At 42.7% G+C, this 21938-nt stretch carries 20 protein-coding genes; 16 read left to right on the plus strand and 4 right to left on the minus strand.

The features are described 5' to 3' along the window. Window positions 1-63: 63 nt before the first annotated feature. On the plus strand, window positions 64-822 hold the full coding sequence (locus SB660_RS06000) for a YqcI/YcgG family protein (RefSeq protein ID WP_339164855.1): 759 nt from the start codon (window positions 64-66) through the stop codon (window positions 820-822). Here SB660_RS06000 and SB660_RS06005 read toward each other — a convergent pair. After that, a complete protein-coding gene (locus SB660_RS06005; protein ID WP_410581756.1) occupies window positions 817-2169 on the minus strand; it encodes an amino acid permease in 1353 nt (450 codons plus the stop codon). The two genes, SB660_RS06000 and SB660_RS06005, sit on opposite strands and share 6 nt — an antisense overlap. An 83-nt stretch (window positions 2170-2252) precedes the next feature. Here SB660_RS06005 and SB660_RS06010 point away from each other — a divergent pair, with 83 nt between their 5' ends. From SB660_RS06010 to SB660_RS06050, 9 genes are all read left to right on the plus strand, one after another. Beyond that, a complete protein-coding gene (locus SB660_RS06010) occupies window positions 2253-2849 on the plus strand; it encodes a DUF1989 domain-containing protein (protein ID WP_061406682.1) in 597 nt (198 codons plus the stop codon). 198 nt (window positions 2850-3047) lie between these two features. Continuing rightward, the gene (gene nadE / locus SB660_RS06015; RefSeq protein ID WP_410581758.1) at window positions 3048-3869 is read left to right on the plus strand and encodes an ammonia-dependent NAD(+) synthetase; all 822 of its coding nucleotides are present in this window, start codon (window positions 3048-3050) and stop codon (window positions 3867-3869) included. Window positions 3870-4187: 318 nt separating this feature from the next. Further along, window positions 4188-5045 carry a citryl-CoA lyase gene (locus SB660_RS06020; protein WP_080772930.1) on the plus strand — a complete coding sequence of 286 codons (858 nt, stop codon included), beginning with the start codon at window positions 4188-4190 and terminating at the stop codon, window positions 5043-5045. Continuing rightward, window positions 5042-6475, plus strand: coding sequence for an aldehyde dehydrogenase family protein (locus SB660_RS06025; RefSeq protein WP_410581761.1), 1434 nt, complete (start codon window positions 5042-5044; stop codon window positions 6473-6475). The genes SB660_RS06020 and SB660_RS06025 overlap by 4 nt, the downstream gene beginning before the upstream one ends. A 9-nt stretch (window positions 6476-6484) precedes the next feature. Next, a complete protein-coding gene (gene aroD / locus SB660_RS06030) occupies window positions 6485-7258 on the plus strand; it encodes a type I 3-dehydroquinate dehydratase (RefSeq protein ID WP_410581763.1) in 774 nt (257 codons plus the stop codon). Between the two features lie 38 nt (window positions 7259-7296). Beyond that, window positions 7297-9057, plus strand: a complete 1761-nt coding sequence (locus SB660_RS06035) for a thiamine pyrophosphate-binding protein (RefSeq protein ID WP_410581765.1) — start codon at window positions 7297-7299, stop codon at window positions 9055-9057. Between the two features lie 22 nt (window positions 9058-9079). After that, window positions 9080-9460 (plus strand): cupin domain-containing protein, encoded by a 381-nt coding sequence (locus SB660_RS06040; protein ID WP_003216877.1) that lies wholly within the window; start codon window positions 9080-9082, stop codon window positions 9458-9460. A 125-nt stretch (window positions 9461-9585) separates the two neighbouring features. Beyond that, window positions 9586-10788: a CaiB/BaiF CoA transferase family protein gene (locus SB660_RS06045; protein WP_081106419.1), complete on the plus strand. Its 1203-nt coding sequence runs from the start codon at window positions 9586-9588 to the stop codon at window positions 10786-10788. Window positions 10789-10833: 45 nt separating this feature from the next. Then, on the plus strand, window positions 10834-12150 hold the full coding sequence (locus tag SB660_RS06050) for an MFS transporter (RefSeq protein WP_410581768.1): 1317 nt from the start codon (window positions 10834-10836) through the stop codon (window positions 12148-12150). Between the two features lie 45 nt (window positions 12151-12195). Here SB660_RS06050 and SB660_RS06055 read toward each other — a convergent pair whose 3' ends face one another. Continuing rightward, window positions 12196-13554 (minus strand): hypothetical protein, encoded by a 1359-nt coding sequence (locus SB660_RS06055; RefSeq protein WP_180309615.1) that lies wholly within the window; start codon window positions 13552-13554, stop codon window positions 12196-12198. Between the two features lie 146 nt (window positions 13555-13700). On the opposite strand from SB660_RS06055, the gene SB660_RS06060 reads away from it, so the two are divergent. The 5 genes from SB660_RS06060 to SB660_RS06080 all read left to right on the plus strand — a co-directional run bounded on the left by SB660_RS06060 (window position 13701) and on the right by SB660_RS06080 (window position 19006). Then, window positions 13701-14474, plus strand: coding sequence for an IclR family transcriptional regulator (locus SB660_RS06060; protein WP_058015269.1), 774 nt, complete (start codon window positions 13701-13703; stop codon window positions 14472-14474). An 85-nt stretch (window positions 14475-14559) separates the two neighbouring features. Beyond that, a complete protein-coding gene (locus SB660_RS06065; RefSeq protein WP_050943259.1) occupies window positions 14560-15117 on the plus strand; it encodes a shikimate kinase in 558 nt (185 codons plus the stop codon). Window positions 15118-15479: 362 nt separating this feature from the next. Beyond that, window positions 15480-16427, plus strand: coding sequence for a dihydrodipicolinate synthase family protein (locus SB660_RS06070; RefSeq protein WP_003213849.1), 948 nt, complete (start codon window positions 15480-15482; stop codon window positions 16425-16427). Window positions 16428-16504: 77 nt separating this feature from the next. Then, window positions 16505-17512, plus strand: a complete 1008-nt coding sequence (locus tag SB660_RS06075) for a LacI family DNA-binding transcriptional regulator (protein ID WP_180309614.1) — start codon at window positions 16505-16507, stop codon at window positions 17510-17512. A 120-nt stretch (window positions 17513-17632) separates the two neighbouring features. Further along, window positions 17633-19006, plus strand: coding sequence for an MFS transporter (locus tag SB660_RS06080; RefSeq protein ID WP_410581771.1), 1374 nt, complete (start codon window positions 17633-17635; stop codon window positions 19004-19006). 202 nt (window positions 19007-19208) lie between these two features. Here the strand turns inward: SB660_RS06080 and SB660_RS06085 are convergent, their stop codons facing one another. After that, a complete protein-coding gene (locus SB660_RS06085; RefSeq protein WP_410581773.1) occupies window positions 19209-19982 on the minus strand; it encodes a class I SAM-dependent methyltransferase in 774 nt (257 codons plus the stop codon). A 117-nt stretch (window positions 19983-20099) separates the two neighbouring features. On the opposite strand from SB660_RS06085, the gene SB660_RS06090 reads away from it, so the two are divergent. After that, complete coding sequence (locus tag SB660_RS06090) at window positions 20100-20996, plus strand: LysR family transcriptional regulator (RefSeq protein ID WP_410581944.1); 897 nt, start codon at window positions 20100-20102, stop codon at window positions 20994-20996. A gap of 45 nt (window positions 20997-21041) precedes the next feature. On the opposite strand, the gene SB660_RS06095 is transcribed toward SB660_RS06090, so the two are convergent. Further along, window positions 21042-21827, minus strand: coding sequence for a carbon-nitrogen family hydrolase (locus SB660_RS06095; RefSeq protein WP_410581775.1), 786 nt, complete (start codon window positions 21825-21827; stop codon window positions 21042-21044). Window positions 21828-21938 lie beyond the last annotated feature (111 nt).

The raw sequence follows: 21938 nt of genomic DNA on the forward strand, positions 1-21938 counted from the left end.
CAGTCACCACAGCCTTTTTTTCTCATAGGCTATGGAGAAGACGCTAAAACGAGGTGGAAGGAAATGGCCCAGTTGTATGCAAAAAGTTGCCTTGATCAAAATCTACGATCACTAGAAGAATGGAAGCAGGATGCTTTTACGCTATTTGGAGAGATGGTAGGAGATGAGGCAGATACATTCCCTTGTGTCCCCGGAAGACAGGGATTTTTTCTCGATCATTTACGCTATGGGTTTGTGGGTGATCCGAGGGAAGAGGAGGCTGTTGAGGAATTAGCGCAGCTGCTGAGAGAATATCAAAGCTGTGCGAAAGAAACGGGTCAATATGCTTCATTTATTTGTTTTTTTGAAACACCGCAGGATTTAAAGGAAAGTGCGCTTGAAGAGTTTGAGCAGCAGTTTTGGTCATTACTTCAACGACTGCACCAGAAAGATGAAGTGCCATGGCCTGAGGAGATTCCACTAGATGCTCATCATCATGAGTGGGAGTATTGCTTTCACGGGGAAGCATATTTTATTTTATGCTCCACACCGGCTCATAAGCTCAGAAAAAGCCGCCACTTCCCTTATGTCTTAATGGCATTTCAGCCTAGATGGGTGTTTGAGAAATTGAATGGATCGACCAAGTTTGGTCAAAAAATGAGCCAGCTCGTTCGCAAGCGGCTCAAAGCATATGATGAGGTCAGCATTCATCCATCATTAAAATGGTACGGTGATCCGACCAATCATGAATGGAAGCAATACTTTCTCTCAGATGATGAGGCGGAGAAACCAGCCTCCGCCAAATGTCCTTTTACTGCATTAAGAAACATGATGAAATTATGATGCGGTCTGATCTTGCTGCTTCCACTTTCTTCTCATAAATAGCACCATAATGGCAATCACTGCAATGATCCCAAGGCTGATAAAAAAGCCCGGTCGTCCGCTTGCCTCTGTTAAAGTGCCTGAAATGGCAGCTCCAATCAAGAGAAGCGCAAGAAACATTTCGCACGTTTGGCGAGTGGATGGCTTTGATAGTTTTTTACTTGAAAACAGAATGAAGACCCACGTGTACAGAAGGGTAAGACCGGCTGCTGTTGTGAGATGCTCGTAGATGTGTTTGGACAAAAAGAGTGCAAGCAAAATCGAGACAATTAATCCAGCAGCAGTTAAAATAATCGAAGGCCATCCGACATGAGAAGGGTCTTTTTGTTTAAAACAAGCAGGTGCATCTTGATGCTCTGACATCGTGCCAAGCAGCGTCGTGACTGCATAGAGTGAGGCAACCAATGTCGAAAAGCCGGCAATAATGAATATGCCATTAAAGATATGAAGAAAGATCGATAAATGAAAAGGTTCTAAAGATGTAATAAATGGACTGCTGTTCTCATTAAAGGCTGTCACCGGGACAAGCAGTAGAGCAAGACCAATTGAGACGATATAGATAACCGCTAGAATCATCAGCATGACCCGTCCAGACTTTGCTGCATCCTTCGGGTCTTTTAAATGAACCGCCATCAGCCCCATGACCTCAATTCCCCCAAATGCATAAAATGCGTAAATCAATCCATTCCAAAGACCAAGTGCACCGAGCGGCATCCATTCGTGATCTTTGTTAGGCAGATGCAGGGTCGGTTTATGATCTGTCAGAATGCCGAATAACACCAGAACTGCCAGGATCATAAATAGAAAAATCGCCGCTGTCTTCAGTACCGCAAGGACATTTTCTGTCTTTTGAAAAGAAGAGAGCCCTATGATTATCACGAGCAGGGCAAGAGCAGAATAAATGGCAGAAAACACCCAGAGCGGCACAGATGGAAACCAGTGGCGGGTAAAAAGAGAAATCGCTGTTAACTGACTTCCTGTAATCAGCATTTCTGCAAACCAATACACCCAGCCATTGCTAAACCCTGCCCAGCGTCCATATGCTTTACGAGCATAGGAGCAAAACGACCCTTTATCAGGGTTATCAGCTGTCATCGCAGCCAAATGTTTAAAGACGAGATAGGTTCCAACCGCAGCAAGTAAAAAAGAAATGCAGACGGAAAAACCGGACTTTGTAATGGCAATGCTGGAACCAAGGAAGAAACCAGTGCCAATCGTACAGCCGACTCCGATGAGAGAAAGCTGCCACCAAGATAAAGTTTGTTCTTCTTTCAATGCATGCGCAACACCTTTCTGTTTCAATGACATTAGCTTGTGACCGCCTCTTTTTTTTATACATGATCAAGAAAGAGGACGTTTTGGGCATACTGTCAAGGAAAGGAGTGCATGTGATGAACGGAGAACATGTCATTTTACCAAAGGGCAGACTCGGCTTTCGTTTAGGAAAAGGCCAATGTATGCGGGTGGTTGATGTTGAAGGTCAGCAAGTAGCAGATGTGATGGCTTATCACGAAAAGGATTTTTATGAAAAATTTGACCAAGGCGCGACAATGGACAGCCTATTTTCATCAAAAGTGAAAAAAGGCGATAAACTCTATTCTAACTTATACAAACCGATGTTTACGATCATTGAAGACACTGTCGAATGCCATGATTTATACATGCCCGCCTGCCGGCAAGAAATGTATCAGCTTTTATATGGACGGACGCATTTAGAGGTCATGCATACATGCTACGATAATTTGCGGAATGCCTTTGAACCATTTGGGATTCCGAAGGAGGATATGTACTACCCTTTTAATGCCTTTATGAATACAGTCATTGATGAAAAAGGAAAGCTGTCTGTGGAGCTGCCAAAATCTCTTCCCGGTGATTACATTCGTCTGCGAGCCGAAATGGATCTCATTGTGGCCGTATCCGCATGTCCTGCTGATATTGGGAAGTGTAATGGTGCAAACTGTACATCGATACGGGTAGAAATTGATTGAAAAAGAAAAGGGCCAGTCCATATAGACATGGTCTTTTTCATTTATGAATGTTTGATCATGAATGAAATAGGGGAACGTCTAACAAAATGTTCTTCCTGAAAACATGGTATAATGAAGATTCAAAAAACGTTGTCAAATCAATGAATTCAGAGTAAAACCTGTTCTCTTCATGTAGAGGATGCTTAGGAGGAAAAGTGTATGAGTTTGCAAAAAAAGATCAGCCAAGAGTTGCATGTGCAGCCCTCAATTGACCCAAAGCAGGAGATTGAAAAACGGGTTGGATTTCTAAAGGACTACTTGAAAAAAACCGGTGCGAAAGGATTCGTTCTCGGCATTAGCGGCGGACAGGATTCAACGCTCGCTGGCCGTCTTGCGCAGCTCGCTGCATCTGAGCTGCGTCAAGAAGGAAAAGAAGACGCAGTCTTTATTGCGGTGCGTCTCCCGCATGGCGTGCAGCAGGATGAAGATGATGCCCAGCTCGCTTTATCATTTATTCAGCCGGACAAGTCGTGGAAATATGATATTGCGCCTGCTGTGGAGGCATTCAGTGAACAATATCAAAAAGACATGGGCGGACCGTTGTCTGACTTTAATAAAGGGAATGTTAAAGCGCGCATGAGAATGATCGCACAGTATGCTGTCGGAGGAGAAGAAGGGTTACTTGTCATTGGTACAGATCATGCAGCCGAAGCAGTCACTGGATTCTTCACGAAGTATGGTGACGGCGGTGCAGACGTTCTCCCGCTCACAGGTCTGACGAAACGCCAAGGCCGGATGCTGCTAGAAGCGCTGCAAGCACCAGAGCGCCTATACTTAAAGAAACCAACAGCCGATCTGCTTGATGATAAACCTCAGCAAACGGATGAAACAGAACTAGGCATTACGTACAATGAAATTGATGATTACTTAGAAGGTAAGCCCGTGTCAGAACAAGCAGCAGAAGCGATTGAAAAGCGCTATGTTCAATCAGAGCATAAACGCCAAGTACCCGCTTCCATGTTTGATGACTGGTGGAAATAAAAAAGAGGCCTCTCCAGAAGATGGAGAGGTCTTTTTATGTCGAATTTCAAATGGGTTTGACAAAATAACCAAAAATTCATTAAATTAGTAGAACGATATACTTAAGTCTAATTCACTAAATATAGATTTATTTGAAAGGAAAATGCATTCATCATTAGTTCGATTCACTTAATTTCACTGCCATTGACAGTATTTTCAGAAAAAATGATTGACGAAGAAATAGAATGCGCTTACAATGAAACCACATTCCGAAAAGTGAAATTAGATTCCACTGTATGGAATAAAGGGGTGGTTCACTCCAAATAAGAAGCTAAAGGAATGATTGACACAATGAAAAATCGAAGTGCACTGGAAATTTACAAAGAGGGAGGCGCTTGGTGGGAAACTGAGATTAGTCATATTCAAAAAAACTCAATTGAACTTCGAGGTTATCCGATTGAAGAACTGATTGGTGAACTGTCGTATCCACAAATGCTTTATTTACTGCTTGTTGGTGAATTATTGGATGATTCAAAAGCAGCTCTTTTTGAAAGTGTTCTTGTCGCAGGTGCGGACCATGGACCAAGAGCGCCATCTATTGCAGCAGCCAGAATGGCGGTGACTTGCGGCATTTCGTTTAATTCATCTGTTGCAACAGGGGTGAATCTATTAGGTGATATTCATGGCGGAGCCGGTGAGAAGGCCATGCGTATGTTATATGAAGCCAAAGCGATCTACGATGATCAAAAGGATATACAGTCTGCGGCCAAGCAAGTATGTCACACATGGTTAACTCGCAAGGAAAAAATTCCGGGGATCGGCCATCAGCTTCATGATGATGATCCGAGGGTGAGACGTCTATATGAGCTGAGTCACACATATGTCCAGCAAGGTCTTATCAGTGGGATATATTTACGGTTAGCCGAAGCGATTAGACATGAGCTTGAACACCTGAAAGGGAAGAAAATCACGATGAATATAGACGGTGTATCTGCTGCCATCCAATGTGAATTAAACATTCCAGCAGAAGCAGCAAAAGGCATTTTTTCCTTATCCAGAGGAATGGGCATCGTGGCGCATGCATATGAGGAACTGACAAAGGGAGCCCTCGTGAAGGGACCTTGTCCGAACGAAGAAAGATTGGTTCGTTATGCAGGACATGGAACGCGGCACTTGAAGGAGGGAGAGAAAATTTGAGCCATTTGAAAGCGTCATCATATATAAACGGCGAGTGGATGGATACCGGTCGTGTGAAAACAGATATCACAAATCCTTACTCAGGAGAAAGGATCGGTACATCATATCTCGCCTCACCAGAAGACATAGAACAGGCACTTTCTATTGCGCAGCAGGCTAAAAAACAAATAGCGGGAATATCGGCAATTGAACGCTCAAAGATTCTAACAAAAGCAGCCGCCTTGCTTGAAGTACAAAAAGACCATTTCGCAAAACTGATTTCGTTAGAATTAGGCAAACCGCTTAAAAATACAAGAGATGAAGTCTCACGATCAATTGAGACGCTGGCGCAATCGGCGGAAGAAGCGAATCGATTAATAGGTGAGACCATTCCTGGCAATGTATCATCGCGTGGACAGGGAGCAATGGCCATGACATTTAAAGTACCAGTCGGAGTTGTGCTGGCGATTACTCCTTTTAATGCACCGCTCAATTTAATTTGTCACAAAGTTGGCCCGGCTTTTGCGGGAGGGAATGTCATTATTTTGAAGCCTGCACCGCAAACTTCAGCTGTTGCTACAGCGTTTGTGAAACTCCTTCTCGAAGCAGGGTTTCCTGAGGCAAGTTTGCAGCTTGTGATTGGCGGAGTCGACGCTGGGAAACAGTTAGTTATTGATGAAAGAACAAATCTCATCTCTTTTACGGGCGGGGCTGCCGGAGGAGAACATATTACAACTTCTGCGGGATTAAAAAAAGTATTGCTCGAACTCGGAGGGAATGGCGCGACGATTGTTCATCACGATGCTGATATTGAACAAGCCGCATCCCTTTGTGCCAAGACAGGCTTTAGTAATTCTGGTCAAAGCTGTATTTCTGTCCAAAGAATTTATGTCCACCAGGAAATTATGCCGTCGTTTACTGAGGTATTAAAACAAAAAGTAGAGCAGCTTGTCGTTGGAGATCCGTTGTCCAGTGAGAGTGATATCGGCTGTATGGTCGATGCACAGGCCGCGCAGCGTGTTGAGGCATGGATACAAGAGGCGGAGAGTATGGGGGCAAAGCTTTTATGTGGAGGAAAAAGAAATGGAGCGAGCATCACACCGGCTATTTTGCTAAACCCTCCGAAACAGGCCAAGGTCGTCTGTGAGGAAGTGTTCGGCCCAGTTGTCAGCATTCTCCCTTATGAGGAGCTGGAGGAGGCAATTAAAGAAGCAAATGATAGTCGATATGGTTTGCAGGCAGGGATCTTTACGAATCAGCTGGATGTGGCATTACACGCAGCAAAAGAGCTTGAAACTGGCGGGGTTGTCATCAATGGGACATCGAATTTTAGACTGGATCATTGGCCTTATGGTGGGATTAAGCGAAGCGGCCTTGGAAGAGAAGGTCCGCGTTTCGCCATCGAGGAGATGACCGAAACCAAAATGGTCGTGCTTCCACAGGGTCTGTGAAAGGGGCGTTTGGATGTGAATGCATTTCAGCAAAAGGTAAAAAGTGTGCAGACAGGCGCTCAGCCAATGATTTGTACGCCGCTCATCGGACAAACAAAGGAAGAATTGTTTCATGAGGTCGAGGTGTTAACTGAGAAAAAGCCAGATGTGATAGAGTGGCGGGCGGATTTTTTTTATCATCTTCATGACATGGAACAAGTGATAGAAACCCTTAAGGGAATGGTAGAAAGGGCAAAGGGCATCCCATTTTTATTCACCATTCGTTCTGAAAAGGAGGGCGGCGAAAGTATATCACTCTCTGAATCTGAGAAGGTTTCTTTGCTTGCCGAGCTTTGTTCCACTCAGCTTGTGGACGCCGTTGATTATGAATTGATGCATGATGTGACACATATACAGCAAGTCAGTCAGGCGGCTAAAAGAAATGGGGTTACCTTGATTGTGTCGTATCACGATTTCCAGCGTACCCCTGAGGTAGATCGTCTCATGCAGCTATTCGTCAATGCAGAATCAGCCGGCGCTGACATCGCAAAGATCGCAGTGATGCCGCATTCCTATGACGATGCATTAACACTGCTCTCAGCGACCAGCCATGCGAAAAAGCAGCTGTCAATTCCCGTTATTTCGATGGCAATGGGGGAATACGGGGCTTTTACAAGAATGATTGGCGGACTTTTTGGATCTGTCATGACCTTTGCTGTAGGGAAAGAAAGCTCAGCTCCCGGGCAAGTGGCGATACAGGATTTGAACAATGTTCTATCTATTGTGTTTTCAAAGAATAAGTGAGTAGCAGATTCATAGCTGCACCGTGAGAGGAGAGAAACATGAAGAAGAATATTTCTACACAGGTTATTCAGTACTTAGAAAATCGGGGAGTCGAGCATATTTTTGGTCTCTGCGGTCATACGAATATTGCCTTTTTATCAGCGCTTGAAAAAAGCTCGATTCAATTTGTAAATGTCAGGCATGAACAGATAGCGGCACATGCAGCAGATGGTTATGCGCGAGCAAAGAAACAGACGGCTGTTGTGCTCAGTCATCTAGGTCCTGGACTCACCAATGCGGCAACAGGGGTAGCGAATGCAGCACTTGATTCCATTCCAATGGTTGTTATTGCAGGCGATGTCCCAAGTCATTACTACGGAAAGCACCCACACCAAGAGATCAATCTTCATTCCGATGCCTCTCAATACGAAATTTACCGGCCGTTTGTGAAAAGAGCATGGCGAGTCGATATTCCAGCATTATTTCCAGAGATTTTATCAAAAGCATTTCAGTTAGCTGAAAGCGGCCGTCCTGGCCCAGTGCTGATATCTGTTCCAATGGATGTGTTCTCAAAAGACCTAGATGTGTCCTTGTTTGAACAAATCAACCATCATACACAGACCATTGAAAAACCTTCAATTGATGATCAAACAGCCAATCGGATATTAGATCGATTGCTGCAGGCAGAAAGGCCGCTCTTATATGTAGGGGGAGGCATTTTACTAGCTGATGCAGCTGAAGAATTAAAGGCATTTTCTGACCATCTAAGTATCCCTGTCGCCCATTCTTTGATGGGGAAAGGAGCCATGCCGGATGATCACCCAATGACCCTTGGAATGACAGGGTTTTGGGGGACAAAATTTATCAATGATCAGTGCAAAGCGGCGGACTATATATTGGCTTTAGGCACTCGTTTTGCTGAAGCTGATGCGAGTTCGTGGGAATCAGATTATACGTTCCGTTTCCCGTCAACTAAGCTCATTCATATTGACATTGATTCGAATGAAATTGGACGTAACTATCCTGTTGACATTGGAGCAGTAGCCGATCTTAAGCAGGCCTTGACTGTACTCAATCGAGTGGCGAGAGAAAGATTGCCAGAAGGGCTGAATCGACCTGAATTGAAAAAGGAAATTGCGGCATATCGTAAGGATTTTCAGGCGGGCAACCTGACGAACATTCAAGATGAATCTTTCCCAATGAAGCCGCAGCGTATTTTGCAGGAAGTGCGGGAAGTATTGCCGCCAGATGCCTTTATTACAACGGATGTTGGCTGGAACAAAAATGGAGTCGGACAGCAATTTCCTGTGCTCACGCCAGGGACCATTCTAACTCCGGGAGGCTTTGCAACGATGGGATTTGGAGCCCCTGCTGCGCTTGGGGCAAAGATTGCCCAGCCTGACCGTGTCGTTGTGTCACTCGTTGGGGACGGCGGATTCGGTCAAAATCCATCTGTTCTCGCAACAGCCGTTGAAGAGAACATTCCTGTTGTGTGGATTGTAATGAATAACAGTGCATTTGGAACAATAGCCGGCTTGCAAATGGCGCACTATGAAACGACGTACGGTACTGTTTTCAGAAAAGGTGGAGAAAGCTATTCTCCGGATTTTGCAGCCATTGCAAGAGGTTATGGAATGAAGGGGATTAAAATCACCTCTGCTTCTGAATTCAAAGAAGCTTTAGCTGAAGCCATTGCATCTCAAGAGCCTTGCGTCATCGATGTAGCAATGAAAAATGATCCTGTCCCTACGGACGGACATTGGAATATTAATGATATTTATTCACCAAATTCAAAGCGCTCACATGTCAGCGTGAATTAAACATAAAGAGGAGGAAAGAACAATGAAAATTAAAGTATTAAATCCGTTTCAAGATGGGAACCCATTATGGTTAGGTTTAGATCATCCAGAGGAGCAAATGATTCGAAAGGTATTTCAAACCATTACACCAGATACTGTTGGGTCAGAGCATATGATGGCGGGTCTCACCATTTTTGAACCGGGAGAAGCAAGTTCAGTGCACAATCACCCGGGTTCAGAGGAATTTGATTATGTGATTAAAGGATCTGGTGAAGTCATTTGTGATGGAGAAAGGCAGTCCTTTAAACAAAATGATTTCATGTTCATTCCAGATGGTGTCTCGCATCAGCATGTAAATACAGGAGATGAACCTTTATGGCTCATTTGGCTTTACACACCGCAAGGGCAGCTTCCGAAGGATTAAAAAAACTGTACCGGTAAGCCCTCCTTTTGAACTATCAGGGCCTTCCGAGTCAATCAGAAAGATGAAAAGGGCTAAAATAGAAAGTTATTTAGCCCTTCATCATTTGAATGAAAGGGAGTCAAGCAATGAATATGAATACACCGCTCGAAGGAATGAAAATATTAGACGTCTCTACGATGATCGCTGCACCCTATGGCGCGGTGCTTCTAGGGGATTTTGGTGCAGAGGTCATCAAAGTCGAGATTCCTGGTAAAGGCGATACGCTGCGGCATGTTGGCCCTTTTGCAGAAGGAGAACCACTTAGATGGTCAGGTCTCTCACGAAATAAGAAATCTCTCACACTCGATCTGCACAAAGACGAAGCAAAAGACATTTTTAAAAAGCTTGCAGGTCAGGTCGATGTGTTGATTGAAAATTTCCGCCCTGGAACACTCGAAAAATGGGGCGTAGGATACGATGTATTAAAAGAAATCAACCCTCAATTAATTATGATTCGTGTTTCGGGTTATGGACAAACGGGCCCGTTTAAGGACAAGGCCGGATTTGGAACACCTGCGACGGCGTTTAGCGGCTTTACATATATTCAAGGGTTTCCAGACCGGCATCCAGTCAGTCCTTCCTTTTCTTTAACTGATTATATTGCAGGCATATATGTGGCATTTGCTACCGTGACAGCGATGTATTACAGAGATACACATCCAGAAGGAACTGGGCAAATGGTGGATTTGGCCCTCTATGAATCTGTGTTTCGTATGTTAGAATTTTTGGTTGCAGAATATGACAAGCTTGGGAAGGTGCGTGAGCGTTCACCGGGGCTGAGCGGTCATTCAAGCCCTGCCGGCACCTATGAGACAAAGGATGGGCACTATTTGGTTCTTGTGACGAGTACCGATTCGACCTTCAATCGATTGGCAGAGGCGATGAATCGATTAGATTTATTAGAGAATGAAAAATTCGCGGTCAATGCATCTAGGCTGAAGCATAACAAAGAGATGGATGCGATTGTCTCTCAATGGATCGCGTCGAAAACAAGGGATGACGTATTAGAAATTCTAGATACTCATGGCGTTCCTGTGAGCCCAATTTTAAGTATTCAGGATATTTTTGAGCATCCGCAATTTAAAGCACGAGAGAATATCGTCGAGGTACATCATCCTCGTCTTGGAAAAGTAAAGGTGCCTGGGATCATTCCGAAGTTTGAAAAAACACCCGGAAGTATCCGTCACATTGCACCTGATTTAGGCGAACATAATTTTGAGATTTTAACAAATATGCTTGGCTTAACAGAAGAAGAGTGCAAACGATTGGAAGAAAAAGGGGTTATTTAAGGCGCTCAACCGAACCGCACGCTGCGGAAACAAAGGAGGATGGTTATGAAAGTGCATTCAGAACTGAAGGGGAATGAATTGCGGCCCGCATATGTGAAACCAACGAAAGCCCGTTTTGGCATATTGATTCTGTTGTTTTTTATTACCGCCATTAATTATATTGATCGAGCCAGTGTGTCCATTGTTGCTCCTGCGATTCAATCTTCATTGCAATTAAATCCTGCCTTATTAGGTCTGATCTTTTCAGCATTTAGCTGGACATATACAGCGATGCAAATACCAGGCGGCTTTATTCTCGATAAATTTGGCTCAAAGGTAACGTATGGGATATCACTCATTACTTGGTCTATTTTCACAGGCCTGCAGGCGTTTGCGAACAGCTTTGCCTTTTTATTCGGCTGTCGTTTGTTGATTGGGATTACAGAATCTCCCGCATTTCCTGCGAATAACCGCATTGTCACCACATGGTTTCCAAGGCGGGAACGGGCTTTTGCAACAGGTGTTTATACTGCTGGAGAGTATGTGGGTCTTGCATTTGCGACACCTCTTCTTTTTTGGATCATGACGACTTTCGATTGGAGAACCGTCTTTATTACAGCAGGTGCGCTTGGTATCATATTTGCTTTCTTTTGGTACAAGTATTATCACGAACCGAAAGAGCATCCAAAGGTGAATGAAGATGAGTTAGAATTCATCCGGCAAGGCGAAGGGCTGACAGTCGCATCACAGGAGAAACTGAAATGGGCAGACTTTGCCGCCCTTCTAAAATATCGTAAATTGATTGGGCTCTATATTGGTCAATTCTCTGTTGCGTCTACACTTTTTTTCTTTTTAACATGGTTTCCGACCTATTTAGCAGAGGCGAAAAATATGGCGTTTCTTAAGGTAGGTTTTGCTGCTTCTCTTCCTTATATTGCTGCATTCTTTGGGGTCTTGTTTGGAGGTTATGTGTCTGACTGGCTGCTTAAAAAGGGCGTATCAGTGAATGTAGCGAGGAAGCTGCCGGTAGTGGTTGGCTTGCTTCTGACGAGTACCATTGTTTTAGCAAACTTTACAACGAATATCCCGCTTGTGCTGACCATTTTATCCATCGCTTCATTTGCACAAGGACTGTCTAATATCTCTTGGACGATGCTGTCTGAAGTGGCACCAAGGGAAATGGTTGGGCTGGCTGGCGGTGTATTTAATTTTTTTGCTAATTTATCTGGGATCATCACTCCGCTTATTATTGGATTCATCGTGTCGGCGACAGGGTCTTACAACGGGGGGATTTTATTCGTCAGTTTAGTCGCATTATGCGGGGCATTGTCGTACATTTTTATCGTAGGGAAAATAGAACGTATTCAATTAAAACCAGAGTGAGAAAGCGAAGCAAAAGAGAACTCAAACCAAGATGAGTTCTCTTTTTTATGAATAAAAGAGAACGGTGATGATCGTTGCACATGCGATACCCAAGCTGATATAAAAGCCAGCAAACCATATATTCCAGCGTGTGATACGGTAAGGGTTGACCTTCATCAAATCAGCTAACAGAGAGACAGAAACATTAAAAGGACTAAACATGACAGTTGATGTTCCAGCAACGATCAGCATGATGGCAATAGGGAGAGCAGGCAGTTCTTGGATGACAGGTGCCATCATGCTGACTAACAAAGCAAGCGAAACGAGCGGGTGAAAGCCGCAAAGAGCGGTGATCAGAAAATATAACCCAATGACACAATAAACCAAAATGGTATGGTCTGATATACTGACAATAAATGCTTGAATCGGCTGCATACTGTTTGTGGCAAGCAGCATATCGACAAAGAAGCCAGCACTTAAAAATAGACACATATAGTTGGAGAGCTGACGGGTTCTTTCTTTCCAATGAGGGACAGAGACGGCTATATATTGTTTTCTTTTTTTGATGACAGAAGAGAATAATAGAGCAAATGGAATAATGGTCAGCACAACAGCGAATAAATAGCCTTTCCCAATCCATGCATCGACAAGTGAGACGGCTGTCATAAAACTCAGCAGCATGAAAGCAAGCTGAAGGGTTTTTCGCTTAATTCGACGAGGATTGGAGTTTGTTTCTGCGGACTGAATGATGTTTGGGAATCGTTTGCTTTGACGAGAAAAGAGCATCCAATCTGTCGCCAGCACGATGACCATTAAACCAAAAGTAACGGGTGCAATTTGATAATATTTGAGTTTGGTTGCATCAATGGTGACGCTTACGAGCACTTCAACAGGACTCCAGCTTAAACATAATGCATATGACCTTAAAAGGTTGCGTGAATAAAGATGTTGTTTCACTTGTTCTTTTAGGGATTCGAGCGACGGTTTGAGCGATGTATATAGTAAGGGGATCGTCGCGATATTTAAAAACATGCCAAGAATATGAGTGACAAATGAACTCTTGCGATATAGCTGGTTTGTGTTCGTTGTATGTAGTGTAAGCAGTTTATTTAATTGTGTATCGAAATGTCCAACATGTATGAGAGAATGAATAAAAGGCAGCATGAAAAATAGAGAAAGCAAGCCTAGCATGGAATGAAAGTGAAGAAAAAAAGTGTGCAATGGCTGGTCGGATAAAAAGAATAAGAACAAGCCAATCATGAGAAACATACCACCTGTTTTCAAATAAAGCCCACTTGCTTTCTTAAAAGAAATGGTGAGCGAAGCAGCAGCCAGCAGACCAACAAAATAGGAGAGTATGGCAGCGGGAAATAGCTGATGAACAATAGATAAGCTAATCAGAAGTGTAAAAACGAGCAGGTACATTCAAATGCCACCTCCATCAAATCTTCAATTGATTTTATTCCGTCTGACGGAATTTGTTTTCTCATAGTGGAACGTTTAAAATGGATTATAGCAAAATCGATCGTTTATGTCGATAAGAAATCAAAGGGGAAAAGGAGAAAGTGAACATGGCTGATAAGAAGTCAAAAGAAGAATCAGGACTGCGTACGGTTCAGCGCGCTTTGGATATTCTTTATTGTTTTAGTGAAGAACGGCAAGAGCTGACGCTAACGGATATTTCAAAAGAGATGAATTTAGCAATGTCTACTACAACGAGACTGCTCAAAGCACTTGAAATGAATCATTTTGTGGAAAAGAATCCAGACACAATGAAATATAGGTTGGGTCAAAGACTTTATCTCCTTGGATACATTGCGGGGAAGTCCATTAAATTGAGAGAACTGGCTAAACCACTCATGTACGCACTTCGTGATGAAACAAAAGAAACCGTCAACCTGTATGTACTGGATGCAACAAGCAGGGTTTGTATTGAACAAGCGGAAGGGCTGCAATCGATTCGGCATCTTGTCAAAATTGGTGAGAAGCTGCCATTGTACGCAGGTGCAGGCGGAAAGGTATTATTGGCATTTCAAAGTGAAGAATTTCAACAAAAAGTATTAGCGTCTGAGGCTGATCATGTGATGAGAGATGACTGGCAAAAGGAATGTAAACATATTCTTGACACGTATACTTCTTGCAGCATCGATGAACGAGAGGTAGGCTCTGCGGCAGTAGCGGCACCAGTCTTTAACATTCATGGGGAAGTGAAGGCTTGTTTATCCATATCTGGTCCAACCCACCGGTTTACTGAAGAAGTCATTCCCAAGCTGCAGCAAAAAGTGAAAGAACAGGCACAAAGGCTTTCTGAACAGCTCGGCTACGTCGTCAAACACAATTTTTAAGATTGCCTATCTTTTCCCGCTCTTTTTATCATATAATAGAAACATTATGTAGCATTCCTTGTCGTAAGGAGGACGTGTCACGATCATGAAAATCAATAGAGAAATCCCTGTAAGACAGCGGAATATTGTTCTCATTGGCTTTATGGGTGTTGGGAAAACAACCATTGGTCAGCTAGTTGCCAAAAAGCTATATCGAGATTTTATTGATGTCGATCAGGAGATTGAGAAAAAATACAACATGACGATTCCAGAGATGTTTCAGCAAAAAGGAGAAGCATTCTTTAGACAGGCTGAAAAGGATTATATCGTCGATTTATGCGAACATACACAGCTCAAGATCGTCTCACTTGGAGGCGGTGCATTCAAACAGGAAGAAATCAAACGTGCCTGCTTGAAGCATTGTACGGTTCTTTTCCTTGACCTTTCTTGGGAGAATTGGAAGCAGCGGCTTGATATTTTAATTGAAAACCGTCCTGTTCTTCACAACCGGTCGCTTGATGAAATGAAAGAGTTGTTTGAAGAACGCCGTGAGATTTATTCTCTTCATAACTCCAGAGTGGAAACAGATCATTTAGAGGCTGAGGAAGTCGCCAATTATATTGTGGACACACTCAAGCTTGGCTGGGATTTATATTCGAAATAAAAAAAGTCTACCGTTTAGGGTAGACTTTTTTCTATTGATGCCTTTTTCTTCGTAGATAGGATGATGTTTTGACAGTAAAATTTATTTATCCTTTTTTTGGTGTGTGACTGTTTGGAAAAAGTGATCATACATCATCAACCAAATCATGATGATGAGGTTTTTTGGTTGATATAGTAAACAAAATATATCCTTCATTTTCTTTTTTGGAAAAATAAAATAGTATCTAAAATTCAATAATAGTATTTTGAATTATTATAATTTTTAAAAAATAATGTTGACACCCTCGGTGATATCATTCTATGATTGTTTACGTAAACGCTTACCGTAAACGTTTACTATAACGAGTGGGGAGGAATTTGTTTATGAAAAATAAAGAAAAATGGAGCGGTGTATTCCCGGCTGTCTTAATTCCTTTTAAAGATGACTATTCAATTGATGAACCTGCTTTTCGTAAGCTTGTCCGTTGGGTGGCGGATCACAAAGGGATTAACGGGATCGTTGTCAATGGACATACTGGCGAGATTATGACTTTACTGCCACATGAACGAGCTGAAGCAGTGCGCATTGCAGCCGACGAATTAAAAGGGGAAGTACCTGTCATTTCTGGGGTTTCTGCAGAAGGGACAATTGAAGCGATCCAGCATGCAAAAGCCGTTGAAGAAGCTGGTGGTGAAGGTATACTTCTCATGCCGCCACATTCATGGCTAAGATTCGGTATGCAGCCTGAATCACCTGTCCAATTCTTTAAAGATGTTGCAGAAGCGATTGATATTTCAATCATTGTCCATCAATATCCAACATGGACAAAAACCTCATATACAACCAGTCAATTACTAGAAATGTCGGAAATTGAGAATGTTGTTTCATTTAAAATTGGTCAAAGAGACATGGCACAATACGAGGTCGATGTACGGGCATTGAAAAAACATGCACCAGATGTATCGTTACTCACATGTCATGATGAATATTTATTGCCAACATTGGTTCAAGGCATTGATGGAGCACTTGTAGGTTTCGGCTGTTTCGTGCCAGATTTGATCGCTGAACTTGTGAAATGTGTGGAAGAAAAAGACCTTGTAGCGGCTAATAAAGTTTACGATAGAATCTTTGAATTAAAGCATGCTGTGTATAAAATGGATGAACCTTCATCTACTTCTCATCTGCGCATGAAAGAAGCGATGTATCAGCGAGGTTTGATCAGCAGCTCGCTTGCTAGGAAGCCGGTATTACCTTTAACTGATGAGGAAAAAGAAGAAATTCGCCAGGGCCTTCAAAGTGTTGGTTTGCTTAAGGAAAACGTCGGTAGATAACAGACCATTGATTTCATGATGAAGGTGAGTCAGGTTATAATAGTGTATAAAACAACAGACTCCCGGAGGTATGAAATGTGTCAGTAAGTATTAAAGATGTCGCATTGAAAGCTGGAGTGTCTATCGCCTCTGTTTCCCGAGTATTAAGTGGTAAACCAGGAGTAGGTGCTCAAACGGCTGAAAGAATCAAACAAGTGATTGATGAGTTAGGCTATCGTCCTAATCTAGGAGCTAGAGGGCTCGTTAAAAGAAAGACTGGGAATATAGCGGTCGTGGTTCCGCGTGGCTCATATATTTTGAATAATCCATTTTTTTCGACGATTTTAGATGGTATAGCGAAGGAGTTAGATGAAACTGAACTCAATATGTTGATGTCATTTACATCTATACAGCAGCAGCGATTACTTGAAACACAAGCTGTAGATGGTGCGATTTTATTTTCGCCAAGAAATGAAGAATTGAGCATGGATTGGTTAAAAAGTTTAGCGATTCCCATTATTGTTGTTGGAAGTTACTTAGAGGATTCTCCTTTCCCATGTGTCAGACCAGATGATGAAGAAGGTGTGTGTCAATCTGTAACGGCCTTATTTGAGAAAGGTCATCGAACCATTGGGCTGGTCAATGGTCCAATGAGTTCGATGCATAGTGTCAGGTATTACAATGGATATGAGCGAACACTTAAAAATTTAGGGTTAACAATGAACAAAGAACTTGTGTTTGAGTTAGATGAATTTGATGGGGGAAAAGTAGTAGAAGTGGTTTCTCAATTTCTCCAAGGAAACCAGCACATGACTGGAGTTGTTTGCTCTTCAGATTTTTTGGCGATGGGGGTCATGAAAGCTGCAGATCACGCAAATGTGTCTATACCTCATGATTTGTCTGTCGTTGGTGCCGATGATGTGCCCATTGCAAGCTTTCTAACCCCTTCTTTATCTTCAGTTCATGTCGATTTAGTTGGCATGGGGAGAAAAGCTGTTTCTTTATTAACACAGGTATTAGATGGAGATATGATAGAGGAAATGGAGCATATCTTCCCTATGTACTATATAGATCGGGGCACCACGGGAACGCCAAAAAAGAAATGATAGATGCTGAAAACTCGTATGAACGCTTTAGAATGTCTCTTGATTTGAAATGTAAGCGATTTCTTTAGCGCTCTTCGGCATGTACTTTTGCATCATTTCCTCCCATAAGGAGGAGATATCATGACGTTAGAAGTCAGCGGAAATTCAAATTCTCATGATGGGCAAGTTGTTGATAGAGCTTCACAACTATTGACGAGAATGGAAAGTGTACCTTTTTCTAGATGGCATTTAAAGCCTCGTATCATTATGGGATCTGCCACCTTTTTTGATGCTTTTGATGCTCTGTCTTTAGCATTTGTTCTCCCAGTTCTCATCGGCATGTGGAGTTTATCACCTGCTCAAATTGGTCTTCTTATTGGGTCTGGTTATATAGGACAAGCGATTGGTGCCATTTTCTTTGGGTGGTTAGCAGAAAGGCGTGGTCGTGTTTTTAGTGCAAAGTGGACTTTACTCCTCATGTCCGTCATGAGTATTGCATGTGTGTTTTCAGGTAATTTTATGGCACTGTTTATTTTTCGTTTTATACAAGGGATTGGGGTAGGAGGAGAGGTGCCGGTAGCAGCCTCATATATCAATGAGCTATCCCGGGCTCAAGGGAGAGGCAGATTTTTTATGCTTTATGAGATGATTTTTCCTTTAGGTTTAATGATCTCAGCTCAAATCGGCGCATTTGTGGTACCTAGTTTTGGATGGAAGTGGATGTTTTTAATTGGAGGTATTGGAGGTTTAATCGTCTTTGTGTTCTTTTTTATGTTACGTGAATCTCCACGATGGCTGATCTCGAAAGGCAGATTAGATGAGGCCGAAAGAATTATTGAAGAAATTGAAGCTAGTACTGACAAACGAATGCCTGTAAAACAAGTATCCAATAGTACTGAAAAGGGCGACTGGAAAGAGCTTTTTTCAACTTTCTACCGTAAAAGAACATTGATCGTATGGGGACTATGGTTTTCTGCCTACTTTGTATCGAATGGTTTAAATAACTGGTTACCAAGTCTTTATAATACGGTTTACAATTTGCCAGTTGGAGATTCATTAAGGGCAGCCTCTCTGACAAATATTTTACAGACTGTCGGTGTATTCGCTTGTGCATTTTTGATTGATAAAGTAGGACGAAAGCGCTGGGCAACCATTGCATTTATTATAACAGGTGCTTTATTAACTGCTTTATGGATCAGCGGAGCGAGTTCTCCAGAAAGTGTGGTCTATTTAGGGTCCGCTGCTTACGGAATGATGGGGACAATCACAGTTCTTCTCTATTTATATACACCTGAAATTTATCCAACTCGTATGAGGGTGATTGGAACGGCATTTGCTACTGCTTGGCTTAGGCTGGCCTCAGCGATTGCTCCTATTATGATAGGCTTTATTTTAGAGGTGAGCGGTGTTTCAACTATTTTTATTCTTTTCGCAAGTGTGACTGTAGTGGGAGCAATTCTTGCTTTTAAAATGATCGAAACGCGCGAGAAAGTATTAGAGGATATTGCACCGTGATTGACGCACGCAGTGAAGAACTTATTCCAAAGAGGGTAGGTTCTTTTTTATTCAGAGGATCTACGTACAATTTTTAAAATGCCTAACCGATCTCCGTTCATTTATCATATAATAGAAACATGAAAAACCATACCTGTGAGACAGTGAAGATGTATATTCGAAATAAAAAGTCTACCGATGAAGGTAGACTTTTTCTATAAGTTCAATTCTTGATTCCTTGAATGAGTGCAGCTTTTAAGCAGAAGGAAATAGGCTGCTGCTGTGCATCGAATTGAAGCTGAAATAGCTGCTTTGTATCAGGGTCTGCGGCTTGAAGATGGGAAACGATCTCCTGCTGGACATTTTCTGGTGTGCGTCCACGTGTGATCCAGTCCTGATAATCAATTTGCAGATCCCAGTAACGAATCTCTTTTTGAGTCAGTTGGTTGGCAGCGAAAAGATCTTCCCATTCTGATAAAGAGCTTTCTCGCACATGAGAAGGATCTCTGAGTCTATTTAAGTGATTAATGAATGAATCCTGTGCCGTATTCTCAGGTGCATAATGGTCGACGAGCAGAAATACGCCGCCTTTTTTTAAGACCCGGCTGATTTCGGACATGGCTGCGGGAAGGTTTGGAAAGTGGTGAGCGGCAAACCGGCACGTCACGATATCAAATGATTCATCAGCGAATGGCAATGCTTCTGCGGCTGCCCGTTCAAAAGTAATATGTTCCAGCTGGCGTTCTTTTGCAAGTGCTGCTGCAACCTCGATCATTTTTTGCGTGACATCAATGCCGATCCCTTTAGAAATAATGTCTGAAAAGGAAAAAACGGTATGCCCTGCTCCGCAGCCGATATCAAGTAAATGCTCATGACCCTTCGTATTTGCTGCCTCTTTTATCCATTCCAACTCTTCTCCGGCTGCAAATATAGGTGAATCTCGATAGTTCTCGGCATTTTGTGAGAATTGGTTTTCGGCTTTAGCATATGGATTCATTTCTTCTCCCCCTTTTGTTGTCTCTTTATCGTAAAATTCCTTTTGTTATTTGTCTAAGACATAAAAGATATGGCATGAATAGTTAAAACCTATGAGGTGATGAAAGTGGATATACGAATGATGGAATATGTCATGGAAGTGTACCGGCAGAAAAGTTTTACAAAAGCAGCGGACCAGCTTCACATTGCACAGCCTTCTTTAAGCCAACAAATAAAGAAGCTGGAAGAGGAATTAGACACACCCCTATTTATTCGAAAGTATGGACAAGTCACACCCACACCTCAAGGGAGCCGGTTTATTAAAAGGGCTGAGAACATTTTGAAGGAAAGAGATGATTTGCTGCGTGAAATGGGAGAAGCAGCTTATGAGGTGGGGAAAGAGCTGAACATTGGAGCGCCAGCTGTCACAGGGGGATATGTCTTGCCCGGTTTATTAAAAACCTTTTGCCAAACGTATCCTCATGTTCACGTTCAACTAATAGAAGAATCACCTCGTGAGCTAGAAAAACTTCTATTGGCTGGTCAGCTGGATTTGGCTATTTTATCTATGCCGGTCGAGCATGAATCATTGAAAACGAAACACATGCTGACAGAGCCGCTTCTTCTTGCAGTACCGCCATCAGCTCAACCTTGGTTACAGGCGGAATTGAACGATATCATCAATCAAGCAGATCAGAAAGGGACTGTTCCGTTTCGCCTTCTGGAAGACGCTGCATTCATTATGCTGAAAGAGGGATATGGTTTTCGGCAAGTGGTCACAGAACTTTGTCATCATCATGGTTTTCAGCCGAAGATAACCTTTGAAACAAGTCATATTCAAACAGCACAGGCATTGGTCAAAAATGGACTAGGTGTGACAGTTGTGCCGAAAATGGTGGCACAAGAGGAAAGAAACGAAGTCACTTATTTGAAAATTGATTCATGTCCAACCCGCACACTTGTGTTTGCATATGTGGAAGAAAGGTATTTAACGAAAGCCGCTCAAGCCCTAATGGACCTTTATCAAAAAGCTTAAACAAACGTTTAATTAAATGCAAAAAGCAGGGGAGCACCCTGCTTTTTAATAAATATCCAGACGCTGATCTGTCATCACAGGAATCTGCTGTCTCACTTCATCCACTAGCTGAAGATCAATGTCCGCATAATAAATATTTTCCTCATGGTTTGTTTCAAGTAAAATACGGCCAAGTGGATCAATTACCATGGAGTGTCCAGGGAATTCAGTGTCTCTGCTTGTGCCTGTTCTGTTAACAGCAATCATAAATGACTGATTTTCAATCGCTCTTGCGATAAGCAAGCTGCGCCAATGATCTACTCTTGCTGACGGCCATTGCGCCGTATTGATAAGCACCTTCGCCCCTTTGTTGACAAGTGTTCTGGAAAGCTGCGGAAAGCGAAGGTCGTAGCAGATCATCGCCCCGATCTTTACATCCTCATCATAGTCAAATAAACCAAGCTGATCACCAGCGGTTAAATAGTTGTGCTCATCCATTAAGCGGAATAAATGAATTTTGTCATAATCGACTAAAAGCTCACCTTGGCGGTTAAATCCATACATCGTGTTGGTGATCCTCTCATCTTCTGTGCGCTTGTTCAATACACTTCCTGCAATGAGAACGACTTGGTGCTTACGGGCAAAGGAAGAGAAAAGCTGTTTTGTTCGTTCACCGTTTACATCCGCCAGCTGATCGGCTTTTTCAAGAGCGTAACCAGTATTCCACATTTCGGGTAAAATGATCAGATCAGGCTGCTCGCGGATCGCTTCTTCTAAAAATGCTTCTGCTTTTTGAAAGTTCACATCAGGTTCTCCAATTTGTACGTCCATCTGGACAAGGGCGATTTTCATACAGGTTCCTCCTTTATTCGATGATTGCGAATGTGAAATCCATGAATGGATTTGTTGATTTGTTTTGTCTAAGAATCTCTAGTTTTCAAGCCAGTTTCTTTATCATAAAGG

The sequence above is a fragment of the Bacillus sp. SIMBA_005 genome, from assembly GCF_046535585.1.
GTDB classification, from domain to species: domain Bacteria; phylum Bacillota; class Bacilli; order Bacillales; family Bacillaceae; genus Bacillus; species Bacillus pumilus.